Annotated in this window: 27 protein-coding genes; 19 read left to right on the top strand and 8 right to left on the bottom strand. The window is 65.9% G+C overall.

Annotated elements, in window-relative coordinates; genetic code table 11:
* Positions 1-71 precede the first annotated feature (71 nt).
* The 4 genes from ACWW36_RS01805 to ACWW36_RS01790 all read left to right on the top strand — a co-directional run bounded on the left by ACWW36_RS01805 (position 72) and on the right by ACWW36_RS01790 (position 4,107).
* Complete coding sequence (locus ACWW36_RS01805) at positions 72-1,124, top strand: alpha/beta hydrolase (RefSeq protein WP_456139907.1); 1,053 nt, start codon at positions 72-74, stop codon at positions 1,122-1,124.
* 29 nt (positions 1,125-1,153) lie between these two features.
* A complete protein-coding gene (locus ACWW36_RS01800) occupies positions 1,154-2,548 on the top strand; it encodes a cystathionine beta-synthase (RefSeq protein WP_456139906.1) in 1,395 nt (464 codons plus the stop codon).
* 139 nt (positions 2,549-2,687) lie between these two features.
* A complete protein-coding gene (locus ACWW36_RS01795; RefSeq protein WP_456139905.1) occupies positions 2,688-3,335 on the top strand; it encodes an RDD family protein in 648 nt (215 codons plus the stop codon).
* A gap of 28 nt (positions 3,336-3,363) precedes the next feature.
* Positions 3,364-4,107, top strand: a complete 744-nt coding sequence (locus ACWW36_RS01790) for an RDD family protein (protein ID WP_456139904.1) — start codon at positions 3,364-3,366, stop codon at positions 4,105-4,107.
* A gap of 7 nt (positions 4,108-4,114) precedes the next feature.
* Here ACWW36_RS01790 and ACWW36_RS01785 read toward each other — a convergent pair whose 3' ends face one another.
* Complete coding sequence (locus ACWW36_RS01785; RefSeq protein WP_456139903.1) at positions 4,115-5,287, bottom strand: acyl-CoA dehydrogenase family protein; 1,173 nt, start codon at positions 5,285-5,287, stop codon at positions 4,115-4,117.
* A 149-nt stretch (positions 5,288-5,436) separates the two neighbouring features.
* Between ACWW36_RS01785 and ACWW36_RS01780 the strand changes: the two genes are divergently transcribed.
* The gene (locus ACWW36_RS01780; RefSeq protein ID WP_456139902.1) at positions 5,437-6,921 is read left to right on the top strand and encodes an FAD-dependent oxidoreductase; all 1,485 of its coding nucleotides are present in this window, start codon (positions 5,437-5,439) and stop codon (positions 6,919-6,921) included.
* Here ACWW36_RS01780 and ACWW36_RS01775 read toward each other — a convergent pair.
* A complete protein-coding gene (locus tag ACWW36_RS01775) occupies positions 6,918-7,760 on the bottom strand; it encodes an alpha/beta fold hydrolase (RefSeq protein ID WP_456139901.1) in 843 nt (280 codons plus the stop codon). The two genes, ACWW36_RS01780 and ACWW36_RS01775, sit on opposite strands and share 4 nt — an antisense overlap.
* A gap of 65 nt (positions 7,761-7,825) precedes the next feature.
* On the opposite strand from ACWW36_RS01775, the gene ACWW36_RS01770 reads away from it, so the two are divergent.
* Positions 7,826-8,980 (top strand): cystathionine gamma-synthase, encoded by a 1,155-nt coding sequence (locus ACWW36_RS01770; RefSeq protein WP_456139900.1) that lies wholly within the window; start codon positions 7,826-7,828, stop codon positions 8,978-8,980.
* Between the two features lie 79 nt (positions 8,981-9,059).
* Here the strand turns inward: ACWW36_RS01770 and ACWW36_RS01765 are convergent, their stop codons facing one another.
* The 3 genes from ACWW36_RS01765 to ACWW36_RS01755 form a co-directional block, all read right to left on the bottom strand.
* Complete coding sequence (locus ACWW36_RS01765; protein WP_456139899.1) at positions 9,060-9,722, bottom strand: GOLPH3/VPS74 family protein; 663 nt, start codon at positions 9,720-9,722, stop codon at positions 9,060-9,062.
* Between the two features lie 63 nt (positions 9,723-9,785).
* Positions 9,786-10,280: a transcription elongation factor GreA gene (gene greA / locus ACWW36_RS01760; protein WP_456139898.1), complete on the bottom strand. Its 495-nt coding sequence runs from the start codon at positions 10,278-10,280 to the stop codon at positions 9,786-9,788.
* Positions 10,281-10,521: 241 nt separating this feature from the next.
* Positions 10,522-10,944: a DUF4307 domain-containing protein gene (locus tag ACWW36_RS01755; protein ID WP_456139897.1), complete on the bottom strand. Its 423-nt coding sequence runs from the start codon at positions 10,942-10,944 to the stop codon at positions 10,522-10,524.
* A 124-nt stretch (positions 10,945-11,068) separates the two neighbouring features.
* Between ACWW36_RS01755 and mca the strand changes: the two genes are divergently transcribed.
* From mca to ACWW36_RS01735, 4 genes are read left to right on the top strand one after another with little or no spacing between them, the layout of a single operon-like run.
* The gene (gene mca, locus ACWW36_RS01750; RefSeq protein WP_456139896.1) at positions 11,069-11,938 is read left to right on the top strand and encodes a mycothiol conjugate amidase Mca; all 870 of its coding nucleotides are present in this window, start codon (positions 11,069-11,071) and stop codon (positions 11,936-11,938) included.
* Entirely contained in the window at positions 11,935-12,165 is a 231-nt protein-coding gene (locus tag ACWW36_RS01745) for a hypothetical protein (RefSeq protein ID WP_456139895.1), read from the top strand. Before mca ends, ACWW36_RS01745 begins: the two co-directional genes overlap by 4 nt.
* Positions 12,149-14,140, top strand: coding sequence for a thioredoxin domain-containing protein (locus tag ACWW36_RS01740; RefSeq protein ID WP_456139894.1), 1,992 nt, complete (start codon positions 12,149-12,151; stop codon positions 14,138-14,140). Before ACWW36_RS01745 ends, ACWW36_RS01740 begins: the two co-directional genes overlap by 17 nt.
* Positions 14,141-14,150: 10 nt before the next feature.
* Entirely contained in the window at positions 14,151-14,525 is a 375-nt protein-coding gene (locus tag ACWW36_RS01735) for a nuclear transport factor 2 family protein (RefSeq protein WP_456139893.1), read from the top strand.
* Between the two features lie 6 nt (positions 14,526-14,531).
* Here ACWW36_RS01735 and trhA read toward each other — a convergent pair whose 3' ends face one another.
* Positions 14,532-15,269 carry a PAQR family membrane homeostasis protein TrhA gene (gene trhA, locus ACWW36_RS01730; protein WP_456139892.1) on the bottom strand — a complete coding sequence of 246 codons (738 nt, stop codon included), beginning with the start codon at positions 15,267-15,269 and terminating at the stop codon, positions 14,532-14,534.
* 55 nt (positions 15,270-15,324) lie between these two features.
* On the opposite strand from trhA, the gene ACWW36_RS01725 reads away from it, so the two are divergent.
* From ACWW36_RS01725 to ACWW36_RS01710, 4 genes are all read left to right on the top strand, one after another.
* Positions 15,325-16,116, top strand: a complete 792-nt coding sequence (locus tag ACWW36_RS01725; RefSeq protein ID WP_456139891.1) for a (2Z,6E)-farnesyl diphosphate synthase — start codon at positions 15,325-15,327, stop codon at positions 16,114-16,116.
* A gap of 15 nt (positions 16,117-16,131) precedes the next feature.
* Entirely contained in the window at positions 16,132-17,484 is a 1,353-nt protein-coding gene (locus ACWW36_RS01720; RefSeq protein ID WP_456139890.1) for a hypothetical protein, read from the top strand.
* Between the two features lie 82 nt (positions 17,485-17,566).
* The gene (locus tag ACWW36_RS01715) at positions 17,567-17,986 is read left to right on the top strand and encodes a hypothetical protein (protein WP_456139889.1); all 420 of its coding nucleotides are present in this window, start codon (positions 17,567-17,569) and stop codon (positions 17,984-17,986) included.
* 81 nt (positions 17,987-18,067) lie between these two features.
* The gene (locus ACWW36_RS01710) at positions 18,068-18,478 is read left to right on the top strand and encodes a hypothetical protein (protein ID WP_456139888.1); all 411 of its coding nucleotides are present in this window, start codon (positions 18,068-18,070) and stop codon (positions 18,476-18,478) included.
* A 40-nt stretch (positions 18,479-18,518) separates the two neighbouring features.
* Here ACWW36_RS01710 and coaA read toward each other — a convergent pair whose 3' ends face one another.
* Positions 18,519-19,457 carry a type I pantothenate kinase gene (gene coaA, locus ACWW36_RS01705; RefSeq protein ID WP_456139887.1) on the bottom strand — a complete coding sequence of 313 codons (939 nt, stop codon included), beginning with the start codon at positions 19,455-19,457 and terminating at the stop codon, positions 18,519-18,521.
* Positions 19,458-19,487: 30 nt separating this feature from the next.
* Here coaA and ACWW36_RS01700 point away from each other — a divergent pair, with 30 nt between their 5' ends.
* The 5 genes from ACWW36_RS01700 (at position 19,488) to ACWW36_RS01680 (ending at position 25,659) form a co-directional block, all read left to right on the top strand.
* Entirely contained in the window at positions 19,488-20,684 is a 1,197-nt protein-coding gene (locus ACWW36_RS01700; RefSeq protein ID WP_456139886.1) for a DUF885 domain-containing protein, read from the top strand.
* A 210-nt stretch (positions 20,685-20,894) separates the two neighbouring features.
* On the top strand, positions 20,895-22,358 hold the full coding sequence (locus ACWW36_RS01695) for a glycine hydroxymethyltransferase (RefSeq protein ID WP_456139885.1): 1,464 nt from the start codon (positions 20,895-20,897) through the stop codon (positions 22,356-22,358).
* A 60-nt stretch (positions 22,359-22,418) separates the two neighbouring features.
* A complete protein-coding gene (locus ACWW36_RS01690; RefSeq protein ID WP_456139884.1) occupies positions 22,419-23,240 on the top strand; it encodes an acyl-ACP desaturase in 822 nt (273 codons plus the stop codon).
* Between the two features lie 193 nt (positions 23,241-23,433).
* Entirely contained in the window at positions 23,434-24,747 is a 1,314-nt protein-coding gene (locus ACWW36_RS01685) for a PhoH family protein (protein WP_456139883.1), read from the top strand.
* Positions 24,748-24,777: 30 nt separating this feature from the next.
* Positions 24,778-25,659 carry a polysaccharide deacetylase family protein gene (locus ACWW36_RS01680; protein WP_456139882.1) on the top strand — a complete coding sequence of 294 codons (882 nt, stop codon included), beginning with the start codon at positions 24,778-24,780 and terminating at the stop codon, positions 25,657-25,659.
* Here ACWW36_RS01680 and ACWW36_RS01675 read toward each other — a convergent pair.
* Positions 25,656-25,868, bottom strand: a complete 213-nt coding sequence (locus ACWW36_RS01675) for a hypothetical protein (protein ID WP_456139881.1) — start codon at positions 25,866-25,868, stop codon at positions 25,656-25,658. The genes ACWW36_RS01680 and ACWW36_RS01675 overlap by 4 nt on opposite strands.
* Positions 25,869-25,902 lie beyond the last annotated feature (34 nt).

Raw genomic sequence — 25,902 nt, 5'->3', positions numbered from 1 at the left:
AGCTAAGTCTGTTGGGCTTGCCCAGTAAACGCGGGACACCCTGGCACTACGATGGCGTAGGAGTGGTGGCGATGACGGCACCGAGCAAGGTATCCAGAACGTCGCATGCTGGTGTCAGCCCAGCTAGATCGCGCAAACTTCGCAAATTTCCAGTCAGTGACGGCGCTCCTGTAGAGGTCGTCGAAGACGGTCCGAGCCTCGCCGGACGGGTGACTGCGCTGGCGGCTCTGCTAACTGTTCGGCCGACTCTAGCTATCGGAAGCTACGCTCCGCGGCTGCCGTGGCCATGGGGTTTGGTCGACTTCGTCGCGCGCGTCGTCCGACCCGCTCCCGGCACCGTGCGCGCCACCATATCTTTGCCACACTGCACTGCGCAGCTGGTCCGCGCGAGCGGCGTGCTACCTGCCGACGGCAAACGCAGCGTGATCGTCTACATGCACGGCGGTGCGTTCCTGACGTGCGGCGCCAACACCCACGGCCGGTTGGTCACCGCGCTGTCGCGCTACGCCGACAGCCCCGTGCTGGTCGTCAACTACCGCATGATCCCGAAGCACTCCGTCGGCATGGCGCTCGACGACTGCTATGACGCCTACCAATGGCTGCGTCTGAAGGGCTATGACCCCGACCAGATCGTGTTGGCCGGCGACTCGGCCGGTGGGTATCTCGCACTGGCCCTGGCCGAACGCCTGCAGGCCGAGGGAGAAGAACCCGCCGCAATGGTCGCGCTGTCGCCGCTGTTCGAAATCGACAACGAAGCCCGCGCCAACCATCCGAACATCCGCACCGATGCGATGTTCCCCGCCAAGGCTTTCCACGCCCTTGTCGAGCTGGTCGAAGAGGCCGCCGAACGGCATATCGTCGACGGCAAGCCCGAGGCGGTCTACGAACCGCTCGACCACATCGAGCCGGGCCTTCCGCGCACCCTGATTCATGTCTCCGGCTCCGAGGTTCTCGTCAGCGACGCCCGCAAGGCCGCTCACCTGCTCGCAGCGGCAGGTGTGCCGGTCGAGATTCGCGTCTGGCCCGGCCAGATGCACGTATTCCAGCTCGCGGCACCCGCCGTGTCCGAGGCCACGCGCTCGCTGAAGCAGATCGGCGACTACATCCGAGAGGCCACCTGGTAGCCCATCCGCGCGCCTGAGACGATGGACGCATGCGCATCGCCAGGCACGTCAGTGAGCTCATCGGCAATACCCCTCTGGTAAAGCTGAACTCGGTTGTTCCCGACGGCGCAGGCACGGTTGCGGCAAAGATCGAATACCTGAACCCGGGCGGGAGCGCCAAGGACCGCATCGCGGTCAAGATGATCGACGCCGCGGAAGCCAGCGGTGAACTCAAGCCGGGCGGCACCATCGTCGAGCCGACGTCGGGCAATACCGGTGTCGGGCTTGCCCTGGTGGCTCAGCAGCGCGGCTACAAATGCATCTTCGTCTGCCCGGACAAGGTCAGCGAGGACAAGCAGAATGTGTTGCGCGCGTACGGCGCTGACGTGGTGGTGTGCCCGACGGCCGTGGCGCCCGACAACCCCGACAGCTACTACAGCGTCTCCAATCGGCTGGTCGAGGAGATCGACGGTGCGTGGAAACCCGACCAGTACTCCAACCCGATGGGCCCGGAGAGCCACTACGAAACCACGGGACCGGAGATCTGGGCCGACACCGACGGCAAGGTCACGCACTTCGTGGCGGGCGTCGGCACCGGCGGCACCATCACCGGCGCCGGTCGCTACCTCAAGGAGGTGTCCGGCGGCAAGGTCCGGGTGATCGGAGCTGACCCCGAGGGGTCGGTGTACTCCGGCGGCACCGGCAGGCCCTACCTGGTCGAAGGCGTTGGCGAAGATTTCTGGCCGTCGGCGTACGACCCGACGGTGCCCGACGAGATCATCGCTGTGTCCGACGCGGATTCGTTCGACATGACCAGGCGGCTGGCCCGCGAAGAGGCGCTGCTGGTGGGCGGGTCATGCGGCATGGCCGTCGTCGCCGCGATCAAAGTTGCCGAGCAGGCGGGGCCCGACGCGTTGGTGGTCGTGCTGTTGCCCGACGGCGGAAGAGGTTATCTGTCAAAGGTTTTCAACGATGCATGGATGTCGTCGTACGGATTCCTGCGCAGCCGCCTCGACGGGTCCGTCGAGGAGTCGACCGTCGGAGATGTGCTGCGCGGCAAGTCCGGCGCGCTGCCCGATCTGGTGCACACCCATCCGTCGGAAACCGTGCGCGACGCGATCGGCATCCTGCGCGAATACGGCGTATCGCAGATGCCGGTCGTCGGTGCCGAACCGCCCGTCATGGCCGGCGAAGTGGCCGGCAGCGTGTCGGAGCGAGAACTGCTTTCGGCGGTGTTCGAGGGCCGGGCGAAACTTGCCGACGCCGTCGCGCAGCACATGAGCCCGCCGCTGCCGCTGATCGGCGCCGGGGAATTGGTCAGCACGGCCGCCAAGACACTTCGTGAGTGCGACGCGGTGATGGTCGTCGAAGAAGGCAAGCCCGTCGGCGTGCTGACCCGCCACGACCTGCTCGGATTCCTGTCGGACGGCAACACCCGCCGCTAGCGACGTGATACGAACGGTTTACCCACATTTCGGCTCCGCGGACGCGTGATCAACATCCGCTAGAAAGCCCTGCTATCGGCCATCCCTCAGGTTAGGGTTAGCACGCTCGTTGCCAGCTAACACATCTCTGGAAGGCGTCATGACCGATCAACCGCCCCCTGGTAACTACCCCCCGCCTTCGCCACCGCCAGGTGGTTATCCGCCACCGCCACCCCCGCAAGGCGGCGGTTATCCGCCCCCACCCAGCGGCGGCTATCAAGCCCCGCAGGCCGCGACCGGCTATCCGCCGCCGGCGGCCACGCCTCCAGCGTTGCCGAAAGAGGCCTACACACCGTGGCTGACGCGTGTGCTGGCATGGATCATCGACTTCATTCCGGTGTTCATCCTCGAGGGCATCGGCTACGGCCTGTTGCTGGGCACGCGCGAAACCGCGTGCATCACCGACACATCGGAGTACGACCTCGGCGAGTTCTGTGCCACCGGTGCGTCCACACTCGGCCAGACGTCATTCATCATCACGTGGGTGTTGTCGCTCGCCTACATCATCTGGAACTATGGCTACCGCCAGGGCACGACGGGGTCGAGCATCGGCAAGTCGATCATGAAGTTCAAGGTTGTCAGCGAAAAGACCGGACAGCCAATCGGTTTCGGCATGTCAATCGTGCGTCAACTGGCTCACATCATCGATGGCGCAATCTGCTACATCGGCTACCTGTTCCCGCTGTGGGACGCCAAGAGGCAGACGATCGCCGACAAGATCATGTCGACGATCTGCTTGCCGCTGTAGGCGCTCCACCGACTGATTGGAAAGTGTCATGACTGATCAACCACCTCCACCTCCTGGCGGTTACCCACCTCCCGGCGGTTACCAGCAGCAGCCGCAACAGGGGGGCTACCCTCCGCCCCCACCGCCGAGTGGATACCCGCCACCGCCGCAGCAGGGTGGCTACCCGCCGCCACCGCAGGGCGCGCCCGGCTACCCGCCGCCGCCCCCGCCGCCTGGACCGGTGTTGCCGAAAGAGGCCTATACACCATGGCTGCACCGCGTCGGCGCCTATCTGATCGACATCATTCCGGCGGTGATCGTGGTGGGCATCGCCCAGGGCATCGCGTTCGGCACCGCCGACAATCAGTGCGTCAGCAACGGCGGCGAGTACGACTACGGCGTCTACTGCACATCGAACTTCTCGGTATTCGGTGTGATCCTGTTGGGTTTGGCGTACATCGCGACATTCGCCTACTACATCTGGAACTGGGGCTACCGGCAGGGGACCACCGGCCAGAGCCTCGGCAAGTCGGTGCTGAAGTTCAAGGTTGTCAGCGAGAAGACTTGGCAGCCAATTGGTTTCGGCATGTCGATCGTGCGTGCGATCGCTCACGTCGTCGACGCGGTCATCTGCTACATCGGATTCCTGTTCCCGCTGTGGGATCCGAAGCGCCAGACGCTGGCCGACAAGATCATGTCGACGGTGTGCGTGCCGCTGGAAAGGCAGGGGCTCAACCCGCAGCCGCTGCCGCCCCAGCCGCCGCAGCAGTTCGGTCAGCCACCACAGCAGTAAAGCGGTTTCATCGGAAGGCGCTGACGCCCGTCAGCGCTTCTCCGATGACCAACTGATGCACCTCGGACGTGCCCTCGTAGGTCAGCACCGATTCGAGGTTGTTGGCGTGCCTGATGACGGGGTACTCCAACGTGATTCCGTTGGCGCCCAACAGAGTCCGGCACTGCCGAGCGATCTTGATCGCTTCGCGGACGTTGTTGAGCTTGCCGACGCTGACCTGCTCCGGGCGGATTTTCCCGTCGTCCTTGAGCTTTCCTAGATGCAGCGCCAGCAGTTGGGCCTTGCCGAGTTCGACGGCCATATCGGCGATCTTGGCTTGTGTCAGTTGATATCCCGCGAGCGGCTTGTCGAACACCTCGCGGGTGCCGACGTAATCCAGCGCGGTCTGCAGGCAGTCGCGCGCGGCGCCGACGCTGCCGAACACGATGCCGAACCGCGCCTCTGACAGGCAACTCAGCGGTCCCGCAAGACCATTCGCATCGGGTAGTTGGGCGTCGGCGGGCAGCCGGACGTCATCGAGGTGCAACTCCGAGGTCACCGACGCCCGCAGCGACAGCTTGTGCGTCATATCGCGTGCGGTGAACCCCGGTGTGCCCGCCGGCACGACGAACCCGACGATGCCGTCGGCGGAACGGGCCCACACGATCGCGATGTCGGCGACCGTCCCGTTGGTGATCCACATCTTCGAGCCGTTGAGTATCCAGTCCGACCCGTCGCGGCGCGCGGTGGTCCGCATGCCCGCGGGATTGGATCCGAAGTCCGGCTCCGTGAGCCCGAAGCATCCGATGACGTCGCCGGTGGCCATCGCAGGCAGCCACTGGTTGCGTTGCTCTTCGCTGCCCCACCGGTAGATCGCGAACATGGCCAGCGAGCCCTGCACCGACACCAGGCTGCGCAGGCCGGAATCGACCGCCTCGAGTTCCTGGCACACGAGTCCGTAGGCGGTGGCTGTCGAGCCGCCGCAGCCGTATCCCTTCAAGTGCATGCCCAGCACGCCGAGCTTGCCGAAGTCTGAGGCCAGCTCCCGGACCGGCACTTCGCCGGCCTCGAACCAGTCGGCGATATGCGGGCGAAGCCGCTGCTCTCCGAAGCGGCGGACGGTCTGGCGCAGCTCGATGTCCTCGGGGGTGAGCAGCGTGTCGAGGTCGAGCAGGTCTTCGAGCTTCGTGGTACCGGACATGCCCTATGTCTACACCCCGGTATGTGGCCGTAACGCGGGGATCAATTGCAACGGTAAACAAGTCGCGTAGTCGAATACTCTATGCCGCCCTCTGGCGCAGGCAGACAATGAGTGCTGACGTGATGCGGGCCGTAAAAGGGGAGGGGCCGATGTCCGCACTTCAACCAGCCAGTGTGCCGGACGGAGAAGTCGCGATCGAGCGCTGCGAGGTCTGCATTGTCGGAGCCGGTATCGCCGGACTCAACGCGTTGTTCGTCGTGAGCCGATATCTGTCGGACGATCAGCGAGTCATCCTGGTGGACCGCCGCGAACGAGTCGGCGGAATGTGGGTCGACGCCTATCCGTACGTGCGATTGCATCAGCCGCACCCCATGTTCACCGCCGGCAACATCAAGTGGACCCTCGGCCAGGACCGCTCCTACCTGGCAACGAAGGGTGAGGTGCTCGACCACTTCGCGTACTGCGTCGACCGGATAAGTCGGCGGCTACACGTCGACGAGTTCTTGGGCTGCGAAGTCGAGTCCCATGAGGAGATAGACGGCGTCGTCCGGATCACCTGTACGTCGACCGGTGGACAGCGCCGCATCATCGAAGCCAAGAGACTGATCAAGGCCTACGGCTTCCAGTCGAAGCCGAACGATCCGCTCGAGTTCTCCAGCGACCGCGTTCAGTCGGTGTCCCCTGACTACTGCGATATGCGGTGCGACGACATGCGCGCCAGCGACAGCCCGGTGTGGATCATCGGCGGCGGCAAGACCGCGATGGACACTGCACACGCGCTGATCACCGAATACCCCGGCCGTGAAGTGAACCTCGTGGCGGGGTCAGGAACGTACTTCCTCAACCGTGACCGCATACTGCCCACCGGCGTTGGAAGATGGTGGCGCGGTAGGACATTCAGCAGGCTCGCGCTGGACGCGACAAGTCGTTTCGACGGCACCAACGAGGGTGAGGTCAAGGACTGGTTCCGCGACACCTACGGCACATGGTTGACGCCCGACACCGGAAACTTCATGGTGGGCCTGCTTTCCGAATCTGAGAACACGACGATCGCCGCGGGCCTGAACGACGTGATCATGGATCATCTGGTTGACGTCGTCGACCGTAACGGGGAGACCGATCTGGTGTTCCGCAGCGGATCGACCAAGGCGATCGAGCCTGGCAGCTGGATCGTGAACTGCACGGGATACTTCAAATACGACAACCGGCCCTACGAGCCCTACGCTTCCCCCGGCGGCGGTGTGCTATCCATTCATCCGCGTTCCATCACGCTCCAATTGACTTCTGTCATGGGCTATTTCATGACGCACTTGATGATGCTCGACAAGCTGAGCGACATCCCGCTGTATGAGCTCGACGCGATGGAGCTGCGAAACAAGTCGAACGCGGCATTCCCGTTCACCTTGTTCACGCTCGCGCTTTACAACCTGGGCCTCATCACAGGACGCATCCCGAACAAGGTGTTCACCGAGTGCGGGGTCGACGTCAACCGCTGGTATCCGCTGCCGCGGCGCCTGGTCGACACGGCCCAGTTCATGCGGACGCAACGCCGCGGACGCGAACACCTGCAGCACACGCTCGACACCGTGCGCGAACGGTTCGGCGTTCGGTGCGGTCCGCTGGCACATCGCTAGCGGTGTGCTGCGAACCAGTCCAGCAACAGATCGGCCGTCGCGTCGGGCTGCTCGTCGAGGATCCAGTGTGAAACGCCCCTGAGGACCTCGAAGCGGTACTCGCCGAGCACATAATCGCCGGTGAGTCGAGCACCTTTCTCGCGCAAGGCGATGTCGCCGTCGCTCCATATGAACATCGTCGGCACGGTGACCTTCTTGCTCGCGTCCCGTGCGTTACTCAGCGGGACGGCGCGGTACCAGTTGAGCGCAGCCGTCAGTGCCCCGGGCTCGGCCATCGCCTTTGCCTCCGCTTCGGCCAGCGCTGGTGCATGCTGTGCTCTGGCGTTTACCAGGCCGGACAGCGTGAACGTCCCGCGCCCGCGCGTCAGGTACCACTCCGGTATCCGGGGTAGCTGGAAAAACAAGATGTACCAGGAGGCCACCGCTTGTCGGCTCGTCATCAGGGCTTTGAAGAACGCCCCAGGGTGCGGCACCGACATTGACGTAGCGGTGAGCAGGCGGTCGGGAAAGAGTTGAGCAACGCGCCATGCGACGGTAGCGCCCCAGTCATGACCCACCAGGTGCACCCGCTGCGCACCACTGGCATCGATAAGCGTGCGGATATCCTCCGCGAGATCGTCAACGCGGTAGTCCCGGCGACGCGTCGGCCGAGCGCGCGGGGAATAACCGCGCTGGCGAGGGGCCAGGCAACGGTATCCCTGCGCGGTCAGCTGAGGAATGATCGACTGCCACATCGTGTTCTGCTCCGGAAAGCCATGCAGCAGAATGACCACCGGCCCGTCCGCCGGCCCCGCATCGATGACGTCGAACACGAGCTCCCCGCGATGGAACTGATCCATCGGCTAACGGTATCTCGCGGCCGCGCAGCCCGGCCGCCGATCACGCCTCGTTACGCTGATCGATGATGACTGATCAACACAGGTTTCAGGGATTGGCGACCAAGGCCATCCACGCAGGGTTTCGGCCCGACCCGGGCACGGGCGCCGTCAACGCCCCCATCTATGCCAGCTCGACGTTCGCCCAGGACGGCGTCGGCGGACTTCGCGGCGGGTTCGAGTACGCGCGCACCGGCAACCCGACCCGCGCTGCGCTCGAGGCGTCGCTGGCCGCGGTCGAGGAGGCGGCATACGGGCGCGCCTTTTCCTCGGGCATGGCTGCCACCGACTGTGCGCTGCGGGCGTTGCTTCGGCCCGGTGATCATCTCGTCATGCCCGACGACGCTTACGGCGGCACGTTCCGCCTGATCGACAAGGTATTCACCAACTGGGGCATCACGTATACGGCGGTGGCGCTGTCCGACCTCGACGCTGTCCGCGCGGCCATCACACCACAGACCCGACTGATCTGGGTCGAGACGCCGACCAACCCGCTGCTGTCGATCGCGGACATCGCCGCGATCGCGCAACTCGCCGCATCGTCGAATACAAAAGTATTGGTGGACAACACCTTTGCCTCACCCGCGCTGCAACAGCCGCTGCTCCTCGGGGCCGACATCGTGCTGCACTCGACGACGAAGTACATCGGCGGGCACTCCGATGTGGTGGGCGGTGCACTGCTGACCAACGACGAAGAGCTCGATACGGCGTTCGCGTTCTTGCAGAACGGCGCGGGCGCGGTGCCGGGACCGTTCGACGCGTATCTGACGATGCGCGGGCTCAAGACGCTGGTGCTGCGCATGCAGCGGCACAGCGAGAACGCGGCGCTGGTCGCCGAGTTTCTCGACAACCATCCGGCCATCGACTCCGTGCTGTACCCGGGGTTGCCGAGCCACCCGGGACACGAGGTCGCCAAGCGGCAGATGACGGCATTCGGGGGTATGGTGTCGGTGCGGCTGCGCGGTGGTCTGCAGGCGGCGCGCGACTTCTGCTCGCGCACAGAGGTTTTCATTCTCGCCGAGTCGCTGGGCGGAGTGGAATCGCTGATCGAGCACCCCGGCGCGATGACCCACGCGTCGACCGCAGGCTCGCAACTGGAAGTGCCCGACGACCTTGTGCGGCTGTCGGTGGGTATCGAAGATTCCGCGGACTTGCTCGCCGACCTGGAGCAGGCGCTCGCCTAACTCCGCGAGCGCGCAACCTGGTACGCAAAATCCGGCGCTGCGTGTACCAGACTGCGCGCTCGCTGCATTTGCATCAGGACTAGCCCAGCGCCGCACGCACCGCCGAGGCCGTGACGGCCAGATTCACTTCCGGCAGCGCGGTTGCAGATTCGTCGACCCAACTACCCATTGCGATTTCGCCTGCCCTGCCGTGTACCCAGCGCCAGCCGCGGTCGTTGAGGCTCAGCAGCGCGCCCAGCCCGTCGACCGCATGCAGCAACGAGATGATCGCCGCCGTCGACGGGGCCGGCGGCCTGCGGTCGAACAACGCCGCCAGCAACGCCGAGCGAGCATGGCTCACCCGGTCGCGGTTGATCAACGGCCAGGCATAGGGATGGCTGAATCGCTTGGACTGCAACCGAACACGGCGGATCTGGCCGGTGTACTCCAGCCAACCGGTGATGTCCTGCTCGGAACGCTTGGACAACCGCCTGACCGCCGTCTCCGGCCGCAGCGGCTTTCGTTGCAACAGCTCGAATGCCGGCCCGACAATCGGATCCATCGGCCCCGGCGCCGACAGCGCCACCAGCCGGCCCGGCTCGACGGGCTCACCGGCCATCGCCGGCCGAATCCGGCACGCGTGTGCCAGATCGAGCAGCACCGCAGCGGACAGCACCTTTTCGCGGCGGGGACTTTCCAAACCGGGCTGCGCGGACGCGTTATCCACTAGCAGCAGAAAAAGATCCTCGGCGATCTGCGCCATGAGCGGACTCTAAACCGACCCGCGCCGGGGGCGCGCATCAAGCCCGCGGTGCGACCGGTCGCGTCAGGAGTGGTACGGCTCGGCCTTGACCAGCGTCACCTTGACGGTGTTGCCATTGGGCACGGTGTAGCTGCGGCTCTCGCCGACCTTGGCGTCGATGAGCGCCTCGCCGAGAGGTGACTTCGGCGAGTAGACCTCGAGCTTGCCGTCGCTGACACCTTCTTGGCGAGTGGCGATCAGGAAGGTTTCCTTGTCGGACTTGTCGTCGCCGTAGTACACGGTTACCACCGAGCCGGGCAGCGCCACACCGGACTGCTTGGGCGCCTCGCCCACCTTGGCGTTGTTGAGCAGCTCCTGCAGCTGACGGATGCGGGCTTCCTGTTGGCCCTGCTCCTCGCGGGCGGCGTGGTAGCCGCCGTTCTCGCGCAGGTCGCCTTCCTCGCGGCGGTCGTTGATCTCTGCGGCGATGACCGGCCGATTGGCGATCAGCTGATCGAGCTCCGCCTTCAGCCGGTCGTATGCCTCCTGAGTCAGCCAGGTGACCTGGGTATCGGTCATGTCGTCGCGCTCCTGTCGTCTTTGCTCTCGCGCTCTTCGCGTAAGAAGTCTCGTGTGTACGGCGCCGGGAGCTTTCGTTCGTGTATTGCCGCGATTGTCAGCGTCTAATCCGCGCACAAAATGCAGCAATACACGGCCCCAGCAGGAACCGTGTATCGGACCATGATAGCACCGCAAAGACAGCGAATTTTTACGTATTCGCAGTTCGGCGTTTGTTGCGCCGACCGCTCACGGTGTGTTTCTACGACGCCACCAGGTACGACGGCACGTCGGTCCCGCAGCCGTAGACGTCCCCGACGACCGGCGGCCGGCTGGCCTTCACGAGGGTGGTCACCTGCACCGTCGCCTGCTTCGACGGCGGCACCAGAACTTCGCGGCGTCCGGTTTCGCTGCCGTCGAGCGAGCGGGCCCGCACGATGCACACCACCGGCCGCGACGGGTCGTCGCGGGTGACGGTGACCGTGACCTCGACGGTCTCGTTGTCGATCAACCGGTATCCACCCAGCTCGCCCTTGACGTCGCCGCTGCCGAGGCGGTGCGAAGCGATCACGGCGATCGCAACTCCGACGGCCAAGACGAGCAGCGCCAAACCGATCGCGATCCACCGGCGGCTGCGACGGGTCAGCCGCTGCCGCCCGTAGCGGGCGGTGGGACGCTCGATCATCTCGTTTTGCATGCCCGTCGGTCGGATAGATCTACAGAACTGGAACTATAGGGCTACCCGAGTTGGTTGAAAGGTCTCGACGACGGCCGGCACAGGGCCGGGCAATGGTGAGCAGAGGGAACAGGTGAGCGAACTGCGGTTGATGGCGGTGCATGCCCACCCGGACGACGAGTCCAGTAAGGGTGCCGCGACCATGGCGCGTTACGCCGACGAAGGCGTACGCGTGCTCGTCGTGTCACTGACCGGCGGTGAGCGCGGCGACATCCTCAACCCCGCGATGGACCTTCCCGACGTACACGGCCGGATGGCCGAGATCCGCCGCGACGAAATGGCCAAGGCCGCCGAGATCCTCGGTGTCGAGCACCATTGGCTCGGCTTCGTCGACTCCGGCCTGCCCGAGGGCGACCCACCGCCGCCGCTGCCCGAGGGCTGCTTTGGTGTGGTGCCGCTGGAGGAGCCCGTCGAGGAGCTGGTGCGTGTGGTCCGCAAGTTCAAACCGCACGTGATGACGACCTACGACGAGAACGGTGGCTATCCGCATCCGGACCACATCCGCTGCCATCAGGTTTCGGTCGCGGCGTATGAGGCCGCCGGCGACTACCGCCTGTACCCCGATGCGGGCGAACCATGGGACGTGCGCAAGCTCTATTACAACCACGGCTTCCTGCGGAAGCGCATGCAGTTGCTGCAGGACGAGTTCGCCAAACACGGTCAGGAGGGGCCGTTCGCGAAGTGGCTCGAGCAGTGGGACGCCGACCACGACGTCTTCGAGAAGCGGGTGACGACGCGCATCGAGTGCGCCAAGTACTTCCCACAGCGTGACGATGCCCTTCGCGCACACGCAACCCAGATCGACCCCGACAGCTTCTTCTTCGCCACACCCATGGAGTGGCAGCAACGGCTTTGGCCCACAGAGGAATACGAGCTGGCCCGATCACGGGTACCGGTGTCGTTCCCGGAGACGGATCTGTTCGCAGGGATCGAGGACCGGTGAACGACGCGCTGCTGTTCGCCGTCGGTCTGCTCGCCGACAACGCTCCCCGCGACACCGGCCCCGACTTCGGCAAGGCCAGCCCGTTCGGCCTCGTCATCATCGTGGTGCTGCTGATCGGCACGTTCGCGTTGGTGTGGTCGATGAACCGGCACCTGCGCAAGCTGCCCAAGTCTTTCGACGAGTCGGAGCAGCCCACAGAGGACGAAAAAGGTGAGCCCGGCGGCTAATACGCTTTCCGAGGCCACCAGCCCGTACCTGCGCCAGCACGCCGACAACCCGGTGCACTGGCAACAGTGGACGCCCGAAGCGCTCGCCGAGGCCGCCTCACGTGACGTGCCCATCCTGCTGTCCATCGGATACGCGGCGTGCCACTGGTGTCACGTCATGGCACACGAGTCGTTCGAGGACGAGCAGGTCGCTGCGGCGATGAACGGCGGATTCGTGTGCATCAAGGTCGATCGCGAGGAGCGGCCCGACCTCGACGCGGTCTACATGAACGCCACCGTCGCGCTGACCGGCCAGGGCGGCTGGCCGATGACATGTTTCCTCACGCCCGACGGGCGGCCGTTCTTCTGCGGCACCTATTACCCGAAGCCGAACTTTCTGCAGCTGCTTGCCGCCGTCTCCGAAACCTGGCGGACCCGCCGCGACGACGTCGAGGAGGCCTCCGACCGGATCGCGGGCGAACTGCGTTCGATGGCGTCCGGACTGCCCGGCGGTGGGCCTCCTGTCGTGCCAGCGCTGTGCGACCACGCCGTCGCGGCGGTGTTGCAAGACGAGGACCTCGAGAACGGCGGATTCGGCAACGCCCCGAAGTTCCCGCCGTCCGCCTTGCTGGAGGCGCTGCTGCGCAACCACGAGCGCACCGGCGACGTGTTGCCGTTGGAGACGGTCGAGCGGACGTGTACGGCGATGGCGCGCGGCGGCATTTACGACCAGCTGGCCGGGGGTTTCGCCCGTTACAGCGTCGACGCCTCGTGGGTGGTGCCGCATTTCGAGAAGATGCTCTACGACAACGCGCTCTTGCTTCGGGTCTATGCGCATTGGGCGCGGCGCAGCGGAAACCCGTTGGCATGCAAGGTCACTGACGAGACCGCGCGGTTCATGATCGACGAACTGGGCGCCGACGGCATGTTCACGTCGTCGCTGGACGCCGACGCCGACGGCCAAGAGGGTCTGACGTACGTCTGGACACCGGCACAGCTGCGCGAGGTGCTCGGCGACGACGGGCGTTGGGCCGCAGAGCTTTTCAATGTCACCGCCGCGGGCACATTCGAGCACGGCAGTTCGGTGCTGCAGTTGTTGCGCGATCCCGACGACTGGGATCGCTTCGAGCGGGTGCGTACCGCACTGCTCGCCGCACGGCTCACCAGGCCTCAACCGGGCCGCGACGACAAGGTCGTGACCGCTTGGAATGGCCTGACGATCACCGCGCTCGCCGAGGCCAGTGTCGCACTGGAGAGGCATGAATTGCTTGACGCCGCAACACAATGCGCGCGGAGACTGTTGGACCTACATGTGGTCGACGGCCGGTTGCGTCGGGCAAGCCTTGGCCGCCGCGTCGGCGACAGTGCCGCGATTCTCGAGGACCACGCGATGCTGGCCACCGGACTGTTGACGCTGCATCAGATGACCGGCGATGCGGCCTGGCTCGACGCGGCTACCTCGTTGGTGGACATCGCGCTAGATCACTTCGCCGACCCGGATCACGAGGGCCGCTGGTACGACAGCGCCGACGACGCCGAGCAGTTGATGGTCCGGCCGGCCGACCCGCTCGACGGCGCCACTCCCTCGGGCGCCTCGTCGATCGCGGAGGCCCTGCAGCTGGCCGCCCACTTGGCGCAGGAGCCCGACCGGTACGCGGCGGCTGCCGACGCCACCCTGGCCAGTGCGACGCCGATCCTGGCGCGGGCGGCACGCTCGGGCGGCCACTGGCTGGCCGTTGCGGAAGCCGCTGTGCGCGGTCCCATCCAGATCGCGGTGGCCTGCGACCCGCAACGCTCGGAACTGCTGGCCGCCGCACGCAAGCTGGCACCGGGCGGGACGGTCGTCGTCGGTGGTCCGGTGAACTCGTCGGAGCTGCTGATCGACCGCGACCGTGTGGGCGGCGTCGACGCCGCGTACGTCTGCCGCGGCCGCGTGTGCGACCTGCCGGTCACAACGCCCGGGGAACTCGCCGCCGCACTGGGGGTCGGCGTGTAGCCTGCCGCTCATGCCGAGCCCAGAAGACAACGCCAACACCGTCACCCGCTATCTCGAACTGGTTTCCAAGGCCCAGCCCGACGAGGTCGCCGCTCTGTACGCCGATGACGCGACCCTCGAGGACCCCGTCGGTTCCGAGGTTCACATCGGCCGCCCGGCAATCCGCGGCTTCTACTCCAGCATCGAAAACATCAAGGCCGAAACAGAAATCGGGACTCTGCGCGCACTGGGCAACGAGGTTGCGTTCTTCTGGACGATGACGGTCGACCTCGGCAACGACGCCCGTGTGCGGATGGAGATCATCAGCGTGATGACCTTCGACGACGAGGGCAAGATCGCGTCGATGAAGGCCTACTGGGGCCCGGAGAACGTCGAGCAGCTCTAACCGCCGCTAGAAGACGGCGAACCACATCGCGATGTAGTGGCAGATCGCCGCGACGGCGGTGCACGCGTGGAAGAACTCGTGGTGACCGAATGTCGTCGGCCAGGGGTTGGGCCATTTGAGCGCGTAGAGCACGCCGCCGATGGAATACAGCGCGCCGCCGACGATCAACAACACCAACGCGGCCACGCCCGCGCCCTGCATGATGGGCCCGACGAACCACGCCGCGACCCACCCCAGCAGGATGTAAAGCGGCACGCCGAACCACCGTGGCGCGGATGGCCAGAACATCTTGAGCAGAACGCCCGCGATCGCTCCGCCCCACACGATCCAGAACAGCACCCAGCCCTTCTCGGACGGCAGCGCCAGCAGGGCGAACGGCGTATAGCTGCCCGCGATGAAGATGAAGATCATCGAATGGTCGGCGCGCTTCATCCACTTGCGGGCGGACGCCGATTTCCAGTTCACCCGGTGATAGGTGCCGCTGACGGCGAACATCGCCACGATCGTGAAGGTGTAGAGCAGCGTGGCCAGCCCTGCGCGCGTCGATTCCACCGCCCATGAGACCGACACCAGCGCCGCGCCCGCGATGAACGCGACGACCGCGGCATAGACGTGGATCCAGCCCCGCAACCGGGGTTTACCGATGAAATTGGCGACGCCATCGACGACGGCTTCCGGGAAGTCCTCGGCGTAAACCCGCGGCGGCTGCTGCTGAGCTTCGTCGGCAGTTTCGACCTGAGCCATCTCACCTCCACTAATGCCATGGGGGTATTCGAAGGTCACAGTAGTCTGGATCTTCGTGGACATCATTCCCCCGCGGCTCAAGGAACCGGCCTACCGGCTCTACGAGATGCGGTTGCGTCAGGAGCTGGCGCGGTCCAAATCCCAACTGCCCCGGCATATCGCGGTTCTATGCGACGGTAACCGACGGTGGGCACGTGATGCTGGTCACGATGACGTCAGCTACGGCTACCGGATGGGCGCCCGGAAAATCGCGGAAATGCTGCGCTGGTGTCAGGAAGCCGGCGTCGAAATGGCGACGGTGTACCTGCTGTCCACCGAGAACCTGCAGCGCGACCCCGACGAGGTGTCGTCGCTGATCGGCATCATCACCGACGTCGTCGAGGAAATTTGCGCCCCCGCCAACCGGTGGAGCGTGCGCACGGTCGGCGATCTCGAGCTGATCGGTGAGGAGCCTGCCCGGCGGCTGCGTGACGCGGTCGAGTCGACCAACGGCAACGGCAGCGGATTTCACGTCAACCTCGCGGTCGGCTACGGCGGGCGTCAGGAAATCGTCGACGCGGTGCGCGCACTGCTCGGCAAGGAGCTCGCCAACGGCGTGACCGGCGAGCAGCTGATCGAAGCCGTCACCATCGACGCCATCTCCGAAAACCTCTACACGTCCGGCCAGCCGGACCCCGATCTGGTGATCCGCACGTCGGGGGAGCAGCGGCTGTCCGGTTTCCTGCTGTGGCAGAGCGCGTATTCGGAGATGTGGTTCACCGAGGCCTACTGGCCGGAGTTCCGGCGGGTGGACTTCCTGCGCGCGCTGCGCGACTACACCGCGCGGCATCGGCGTTACGGCATGTGATGCGACACTGAAGTCATGGCTGCGCTGTCAGCAGTGGTCTTCGCGCTCAGCTGGTGGTTGGGCCTGTACCTGCTGGCCCGAGATCCGCGCAAACCCGTCTTGGCGTTGGCCGCGATCGGGCTGACGAGTTTCGCGTCGGTGGTGGCGCTCGACGCGGTCCGGGTGGTCAGCGGTTCGGACGTGCTGAGCAGTATCGAGGTCTATCTGGTCGCCGTGCCCGGCATCGCCTGGTTTGCGGTGCTGCTGGAGATGTCACGGCCGAGCGACACCTGGCGAAGCCGCGCAGGCGAGATCGCGCTCGTGGCCGCCGTCGCGGTCGTCGCGTTGTTCGGCGCCGCGATGGCAGGAAACGTCGACGGACCGCTGCGGATGGGTCACTGGGTGATGCTCGCAGCGATCTCGCTGTCGTCGCTGGGCGCGATGCTGCGCGCGGTGTTCGGGCCGTGGCAGCCCAGACCTGTCGTCGGTTATATCGTGGTCGCGACACTGTTCTTCGCGCTGGCCAACGCAATCCTGATCATCCCGCTGGGCCTGGTGCCGAGCTGGCTGGCGTTGGCGTCCACGGGATGCGACGTCGCGCTGCTTGGCGTCGCCGTGGCGATGTGGGACGCATTCGACGAGGGTCAGGCGCTGCGTGCCGACATGCTGCGGTCGTTCGCGGCGACGGCCGCGGTGGCGTTGCTTTTCGGTGGCCAGTTGTTGATCGGGCTCGCGGTGACGGGCCAACAGACGGCGCTGACGGTGCTGTTGTTCACCAGCCTGGCCGTCGCGATCGCGATCAACGTGCTGGCCGATCCGTTGGCCGGTCTGCTTGACCGGCTGGCGTTCTCACGCTCACCCGCCCTGCGCGCCGACCGCGCCGCGTTGCGCGACGCCGAGGCCGCGTTGCCGCGACGGTCGGCCAGCCCGCTCGACGGTGTCGACGAGAACACCTTCACGCGGCTGACCCGACGCGCCCTCGGCCACTACGGCGACCTGTCCAAGCTCGTCGCCAGCCCGCTGACCGCGCTGCCGATCATCGACCAACGCTTGGCCGCCCGCGGCGCTCCTGATGCGCCGCTGGAGCGGGCCAACGAACTCAAGGCCCTGCTGGCCGATCGCATCGCCCGGCTCAAACCCCGCGACGGCGGGGACTTCGGCACCACCGAGGAGTGGCGGTACTACAACTCGCTGTACTTCCCGTATGTCGTCGGCGTGCGGGCTTACGCGCAGAACGCCACGGCCTCCGGCCTCGATCCCGTCGCGCGACAGGCGTGGCAGTGGTTCGTCACCGAGGTGCCGCAGCGGTCGCTGCACAACTGGCAGAACGCAGCGGCGCGGGTGATCGCCGCCGATCTCCGCGGAAATCTTGTCGCCGCGCAGGATTAGTTCACGGCGTTGACCTGCGGCTGGCAGTAGCTGGCAGCGTCTGGCGTCGATCTGGCAGTGAGTCCTGAGCAGTCTCAGTGCCATGACCGCAATCAATAGCCGCCCGGTCCGGGAAAGCACCGATTCGCTGCTGCGTTTCGCCCTCCGCGCGGACGCGACGTTGTGCGCCGCGCTGGGGCTGCTTGTCGCGATGGCCGCTGACCCGCTGTCGCGACTCTCCGGCCTGTCGTCGACTTCCGAATGGATCGGGGGAGCGGCACTGGTCGCCTACGGTGTCGCGCTGTTCATGGCCGCCGGCCTGCCCGATGTCAGGCGTGTGGGCGTTGGCGTGCTCGCCGGGAATGTCGCGTTCTCGGTTCTCGTGACCGTTGTGCTGGTGGCGGATTGGCTACCGCTGACCCCGCTCGGTGTCGTCGCGACGATCGCGTTCACCGTTGCCACGCTGGCCTTCGCCTGGGCCCAGTACCTCGGAGTGCGCCGCCTGGGTGTGACTCCCTCATGACTGGTCCGGAGCCGCCGTCGTAAGAGGTTGCGGCGTCGGCTCCGGAACGGTCGCCGATAACCCCCGAAGAAAGGAAAACGCATGACCGCCATGACAACTCCGAAACTGACCGAGTCCACCGACTCGCTTCTGCGTTTCGCGATGCGCGCCGACGCCGTCATCACCGGCCTTGCTGGTATCGCTGGGATCCCCCTCGCCGGGTGGATGGCCGAGATCTCGGGCACCACAACGACATTCGAATACTCGATGAGCGCCTTCTTCATCGCCTACGGCCTCGTCGTGTTCGGACTGGCCGCCCTGCCGAAGGTCAAGAGGGCAGGCATCTACGTTGTGTTCGGAAACCTGCTGTACACGGTTGCATCGGTGGTGTTCGTGCTCGCGGACGTGCTCCCGTTGACGACGACTGGTGTGGTGCTGACACTCGCCCTTGGCGTCTACACGCTGGTGTTCGCCGAACTCCAATACCAAGGGGTGCGGCGCATCAAGCGGTAACTGGCTGTGGCGCAGGCCCGTTCGGCGATGCCGGGCGGGCCTACAGCTTGCGTAGCCGCAGCCGGTTGATGGAGTGGTCGGCGTCCTTGCGCAGCACCAGCGTCGCGCGCGGCCGCGTCGGCAAGATGTTCTCAATCAGGTTGGGACGGTTGATCGAATTCCAAATGTCGCTTGCCGCGAAGACCGCCTGCTCGTCGGTCAACGTCGCGTAGTGGTGGAAGTGCGAGGCGGGGTCGGCGAACGCGGTAGAACGCAGGCCGAGAAACCGATTGATGTACCACTGCTCGATGTCTTCGATGCGGGCGTCGACGTAGACCGAAAAATCGAACAGGTCCGAGACCATCAACGCCGGGCCGGTCTGAAGCACATTGAGGCCCTCGAGGATCAGGATGTCGGGATGCCTGATGATCTGCTTTTCGTCCGGCACGATGTCGTAGAGCAGATGCGAATACACCGGCGCGCACACCTGATCGGCGCCGGACTTGACGGCGGTGACGAAACGCATCAGCGCACGACGGTCGTAGCTCTCCGGGAAACCCTTGCGGTGCATCAGGTTTCGACGGTTCAACTCGGCATTGGGGTAGAGGAAGCCGTCGGTGGTCACGAGGTCGACGCGCGGATGGTGTTCCCACCGCGCCAAAAGCGCCTGCAGCACACGGGCGGTCGTGGACTTGCCGACCGCCACACTGCCGGCCACGCCGATGACGAACGGCACCGGCCGGTCCGGATTCTGCTGCGGCTCACCGAGGAACTCTGCTGTCGTGGCGAACAAGCGTTGCCGGGCGGCGACCTGCAGGTGGATCAAACGGGCCAGCGGGAGGTAGACCTCTTCGACTTCGAGCAGGTCGAGCTTCTCACCAAGACCGCGAAGTCGCAGCACCTCGTCTTCACTGAGCTTCAGCGGTGTCGACATGCGCAGCGCACGCCATTGACTTCGGTCGAACTCCACATAGGGGCTGGGTTCGCTCAGCCGCGCCATGCGGTCAGTCTTGCAGTTAGCGTGGTTGCCATGGAGCCCGGCACCCTGATCCGCGAGTATCTGCTGCTCGGCCTGCGCTTTGACCGCGTCGAGGAGGGCTACGTCGACTCCTTCACCGGCGATCCCGCGCTGCACCGCGCCGTGGCCGACGAGCCGCCGCCAGACCCTGCCGATCTGGCGCGCCAAGCCGATCGCCTGCTCGCCGAGCTGCCCGGCGGGCTGGAACCTGCGCGCGCGGATTACCTCGGCGCCCACCTGCGCGCGCTGGCATGCGCGGGCCGCAAGTTCGCCGGCGAGGACGTCGGCTTCGTCGACGAGGTCGAGGCCTACTTCGACGTACACATCACCAAGGGCGATCCCGAGCAGTACCGGCAGGCGCACCTCAAACTCGACGAGGCGCTGGGCGGCAGCGGCCCGCTCGCCGAGCGGATGCAGGCCTATCGCGCCTCCGAGGAGATCCCGCCGGATCGCCTCGAGGAAGCCATCCACGCGTTCTCCAGCGCGCTGCGCGACCGGGTGCGTGCCGAATACCCGCTGCCCGACAGCGAGACCATCACCTATGAGGTCGTCACCGACAAGCCATGGTCGGGGTTCAACTACTACCTGGGCGACTACAAGTCGACCGTGGCGGTCAACGCCGACCTCAAGCAGCAGATGTCGAATCTGCCGCGGCTGGTCGCCCATGAGTCGTATCCCGGCCACCACACCGAGCACTGCCGCAAAGAGTTTGGGCTAGTAGCCGGGCGAAATCAGGCTGAGCAGACCATCTTTCTGGTCAACACGCCGCAGTGCCTGATGGCCGAGGGGCTGGCCGACTTGGCTCTGTACGCGGCGATAGGTCCGAACTGGGGTGGCTGGGCCGCGGAGATCTACGCCGACCTCGGCCTGCGGTTCGACGGGGACCGCGCAGAGGCGGTGTCAGAAGCCGCAGCGGCGCTCGCTGACGTACGCCAGGATGCGGCGCTGATGCTGCACGACGAGCACCGTGACGTCGATGACGTCGTGGCCTTCCTCAAGCGTTGGCTGCTGGTGAACGACGAGCGGGCCCGTCAGATGCTGCGCTTTCTGTCGTCACCGCTGTGGCGGGCATACACCAGCACATACATCGAGGGCTATCGCCTGCTGCGGGGGTGGCTGGACGCTCGCCCCGAGGGTGTCAGCTTGACCGCACGGTTCGGCACGTTGCTCGACGAGCCGCTGATCCCGTCGGCTTTGCGGGCGGCCTGAGGCCCCGTCACATCAGCCACAGGTGTCCCTGGGGACAGGGACACCTAGTTGCCCGCCTCTCGGCGACATTGTCGCCACCGACGACTTTGTCGCCGCTAGCCGGGCACGCACACAACCACTACCCGGGGACGACCATGGGTTGGTCGCGAGCTAGAGACATCCGAGACGCCTGTAGCAACGGCCGTCGGCTGCCCGATTAGGCTGAACCCCATGGCAGCAGACCGCACCGCGACCACCGTCACCGCTCCCGGCGCCGACTACGCCGATACCGCCAGTGAGGCGTATCGGGCAGCGCTGCAGGTCATCGAGTCCGTCGAGCCTCGTATCGCCGCGGCGACACGCAAAGAGCTTGCGGACCAACGTGATTCGCTCAAGTTGATCGCCAGCGAGAACTACGCGTCGCCGGCCGTTCTGCTGACCATGGGCAGCTGGTTCTCCGACAAGTACGCCGAGGGCACCATCGGCCACCGCTTCTACGCCGGCTGCCAGAACGTCGACACCGTCGAGAGCGTCGCGGCCGAGCACGCCCGCGAGCTGTTCGGCGCGCCGTACGCCTACGTCCAGCCGCACTCCGGCATCGACGCCAACCTCGTTGCGTACTGGGCGATCCTGGCCACCCGGGTCGAGGCGCCCGCGCTGGCGGAGTCCGGCGCCAAGCACATCAACGACCTGTCCGAAGCCGACTGGGAGCAGCTGCGCAGCAAGCTCGGCAACCAACGGCTGCTGGGCATGTCACTGGATGCCGGCGGGCACCTCACCCATGGCTTCCGGCCCAACATCTCGGGCAAGATGTTCCACCAGCGCAGCTACGGAACGGATCCCGATACTGGGTTCTTGGACTACGGCGCGGTGGCCGCAGCGGCTCGCGAGTTCAAGCCGCTGATCATCGTGGCCGGATACTCCGCCTATCCCCGACGGATCAACTTCGCGACGATGCGTGAGATCGCGGACGAGGTCGGCGCGACGCTGATGGTCGACATGGCCCACTTCGCCGGGCTGGTCGCAGGCAAGGTGTTCACCGGCGACGAGGACCCTGTTCCGCACGCCCACGTCACGACCACCACGACGCACAAGTCGCTGCGCGGTCCGCGTGGCGGGATGGTGCTGGCTCAGCCCGAGTATTCCGACGCGGTCGACAAGGGTTGCCCAATGGTGTTGGGCGGTCCGCTTTCTCACGTGATGGCGGCCAAGGCCGTCGCGCTCGCGGAGGCGAGGCAGCCGTCGTTCCAGACCTATGCCCAGTGTGTCGCCGACAACGCCCAGGCGCTCGCCGACGGCTTCCTCAAGCGTGACGCCGGGCTGGTCACCGGCGGCACCGACAACCACATCGTGCTGCTGGACGTTACGTCGTTCGGCCTCACCGGCCGCCAGGCCGAGTCGGCACTGCTGGACGCCGGTGTGGTGACCAACCGCAACTCCATCCCGGCCGACCCGAACGGCGCCTGGTACACCAGCGGCATCCGCTTGGGTACTCCCGCGCTGACCACCCGCGGGTTCGGCCCCGACGACTTCGATCGGGTCGCCGAACTGATCGTCGACGTGCTGAGCAACACCCAGCCGGAGGGCACCTCCAAGGCCAAATACGTGCTGGCCGACGGCACCGCTGACCGGGTGCACGCCGCATCGGCCGAGTTGCTGGCCGCCAATCCGCTGTACCCAGGCCTCACGCTCTAGCGGCGCGGCGCGCCGGACCGGAATTTTACGAAACCCACAGAATTGGGTTACTGTAACTGCATGGCACAGAAACCTGTTCCTAACGCGCTGATCCTCGAACTCGAGCCGGTCGTCCAGCAGGAACTCCGTCGTCACATCGACTCAGAAGACCTCTGGTACGCGCACGACTACGTGCCGTTTGACCAGGGCGAGAACTTCGCCTTCCTGGGCGGCCGGGACTGGGATCCGTCCGAGGTGACGCTGCCCACGACCGTCACTGACGCGCTGGAAATCCTGCAAATCACCAAGGACAACCTCGCCGGTTATCACCGTGAGTTCGTCTTCAGCTTCATCCTCGAGGAGAAGTGGGGCCGCTGGATCGGCCGCTGGACCGCCGAGGAGCACCTGCACGCGATCGCGCTGCGCAATTACCTCGTGGTGACCCGCGAAATCGATCCGGCCGCCAACGAGGACGTGCGCGTCGAGCACGTGATGAAGGGCTACCGCGCCGACACCTACAGCCAGATCGAGCGGTTGGTCTTCATGGCGTTCTTCGAGCGTGAGCACGCCGTGTTCTGCCGCAACCTGGAAGCGCAGATCACCGAGCCCGTACTGAAGGGTCTGGTCGGGCGCATCGCCCGTGACGAGGAGCGGCACGAAGAGTTCTTCGCGAACCTCGTCGCGCACCTCCTGACGTCTTCCCGCGACGAGACGATCGACGCGATCGCACGCCGCGCCGGCGAACTCCAAGTGGTCGGCGCCGATATCGACGCGTATGCGGACAAGGTCGCGAACATGGCCGAGGCGGGCATCTTCGGACCGGATCAGTTGCGTCAGGTGATCGCCGATCGCATCACCGCGTGGGGCCTGGCCGACGAGCCGCGGCTCAAGCAGTTCGTCTGAGGTAGTTAGCCACGGCGCGCCTGCACGGCGCGAATGCCAAAGCGAGAGTAGCGTCGTTTCTCGATGGCTAGCGTCCTGCTCTGCTGTCCGGGCGGTACCGATCGTTTCGATCACGAGAGGACCGGCCCCGGTCCTCGTACCGCGGTGTCTCGCCGAAGGTTCGCGGGGGCCACGCGGGCTCGAGGAGCGCTACGTGACTGATTCGCCCTTGCGGACTTACGTGCTCGACACCTCCGTGCTGCTGTCGGATCCCTGGGCCTGCACGAGGTTTGCCGAACACGAAGTTGTGGTCCCGCTCGTGGTCATCAGCGAACTGGAAGCCAAGCGGCATCATCACGAGCTTGGCTGGTTCGCCCGGCAGGCACTGCGGTTGTTCGACGATTTGCGGCTCGAGCACGGAAGGCTGGATCAGCCGATACCCGTTGGGACGCAAGGCGGCACGCTGCACGTCGAACTGAACCACAGCGATCCCACGGTGCTGCCCGCGGGCTTCCGGACCGAGACCAACGATGCGCGGATCCTGACCTGCGCGGCGAACCTCGCCGCCGAGGGCAAGCGAGTCACGTTGGTAAGCAAGGACATTCCGCTACGCGTGAAGGCGGGTGCCGTCGGTCTGTCCGCCGACGAGTATCACGCCCAAGACGTCATCACGTCCGGCTGGACGGGGATGGACGAGATCGAAGTCTCCACCGACGAGATCGACGCGCTGTTCGCCGACGGCGAGATCGACCTGGAGTCAGCGCGTAATCTGCCATGCCACACCGGTATTCGGCTGCTGGGTGGAAGCTCGCATGCGCTCGGGCGGGTCAACGCCGAGAAGCGGGTACAGCTGGTGCGCGGCGACCGCGAGGTGTTCGGGTTGCGCGGCCGCTCCGCCGAGCAGCGGGTCGCGCTGGACCTGCTGCTCGACGAATCCGTCGGCATCGTGTCGCTCGGCGGCAAGGCGGGCACCGGCAAGTCGGCGCTTGCGCTGTGCGCCGGGCTGGAGGCCGTGCTGGAACGCCGCACGCATCGCAAGGTCGTCGTCTTCCGGCCGCTGTACGCGGTCGGCGGCCAGGACCTCGGCTATTTGCCAGGCAGTGAGAGCGAAAAGATGGGACCGTGGGCGCAGGCCGTCTTCGACACGCTGGAGGGGTTGGCCAGCCCGGCGGTGCTCGAAGAGGTGCTGTCGCGCGGCATGCTCGAGGTGCTGCCGCTGACCCACATCCGCGGACGCTCGCTGCACGACTCGTTCGTGATCGTCGACGAGGCGCAGTCACTAGAACGCAACGTGCTGCTGACCGTGCTGTCGCGCCTTGGCGCCGGATCGCGTGTCGTGCTCACCCACGATGTCGCCCAGCGGGACAACCTGCGGGTCGGCCGCCACGACGGCGTGGCCGCGGTGATCGAGAAGCTCAAGGGCCACCCGCTGTTCGCTCACATCACGCTGCTGCGCAGCGAGCGGTCGCCGATCGCGGCGCTGGTCACCGAGATGCTCGAGGAGATCAGCCCCGGCGCCCTTCCGTAGTGCGAAGTCACTAGTCGGTAGGCTTCGGGCGTGCCGAAGCGACCCGATAACCAGGCCTGGAGGTACTGGCGCACCGTCTTGGGTGTGCTTGCCGCCGCCACGGTGCTGGTCGTCGGCGGGCTCACCGGCCACATTCGCAAGGCCGGCGCCGACAGCGTCGACTGCTCACAGGTCAAGTGCGTGGCGCTGACGTTCGACGACGGGCCGAGCCCGTACACCGACCGGCTGCTGCAGATCCTCAAGGACAACGACGCGAAGTCGACGTTCTTCCTGATCGGCAACAAGGTCGCGGCCAACCCCGCAGGCGCCAAACGCATACTCGACGCCGGCATGGAGGTGGGCAACCACACGTGGGAACACCCCAACATGACGACCATCCCGCCGGACTTGATTCCCAGCCAGATCTCCAAGGCCAACGACGCCATACAAGCCGCCACCGGCCAGCGGCCCAACCTGCTGCGCACGGCAGGCGGGCTGATCAACGACAAGGTGCTCGCGGCGGCCAAGCAGCAGGGCATGGCCGACATCAACTGGGATGTCGTGCCTTTCGACTGGATCAACGACGCGAACACCGCCGCGACGACGTACATGCTCAGGACGCAGATCAAGCCGGGCTCGGTGGTGTTGTTCCACGACACGTACTCGAGCACGGTCGACGTGGTCTACCAGTTCATCCCTGTGCTGAAGGCCAACGGCTACCACTTGGTGACGGTCAGCCAGCTGCTTGGGCCGCGCGAGCCGGGCAGCACCTACGGCAGCCGGGAAAACGGGCCGCCGGTCAACGACATCACCGACATCCCGCCGTCGGAGATTCCGACACTGCCGAACACACCGTCGCCCAAGCCGATGCCGAACTTCCCGATTACCGATATCGAGGGCGCTAACTCCGGTGGCCCCAACAACGGGGCTTAGCGGCGGCGGCCCCGCACCAGAAACCACCCCGCTGCGGCCGCGCCGCTCAGCGCCACCACCCGATCGGCACGCTCGGCCTTCGGCAGGTCGAGCAGTGAGACCAGGCCCAACACCGCGAAGCCGGTGCGCAGAGCGGGTTGGCTAGTTCCCGTCGTGACCAGGCCTGCGTGGCTCTGCGGGGCAAAGGTAGCGGGGATGTTCTGGGGCACCGATCCTCCTCCGTTTGGCATGACGCACTCGGCC

The organism is Mycobacterium sp. MMS18-G62 (genome assembly GCF_053877835.1).
The sequence above is the reverse complement of the archived record's forward strand: the minus strand, read 5'-3'. Positions and strand labels throughout refer to the sequence as shown.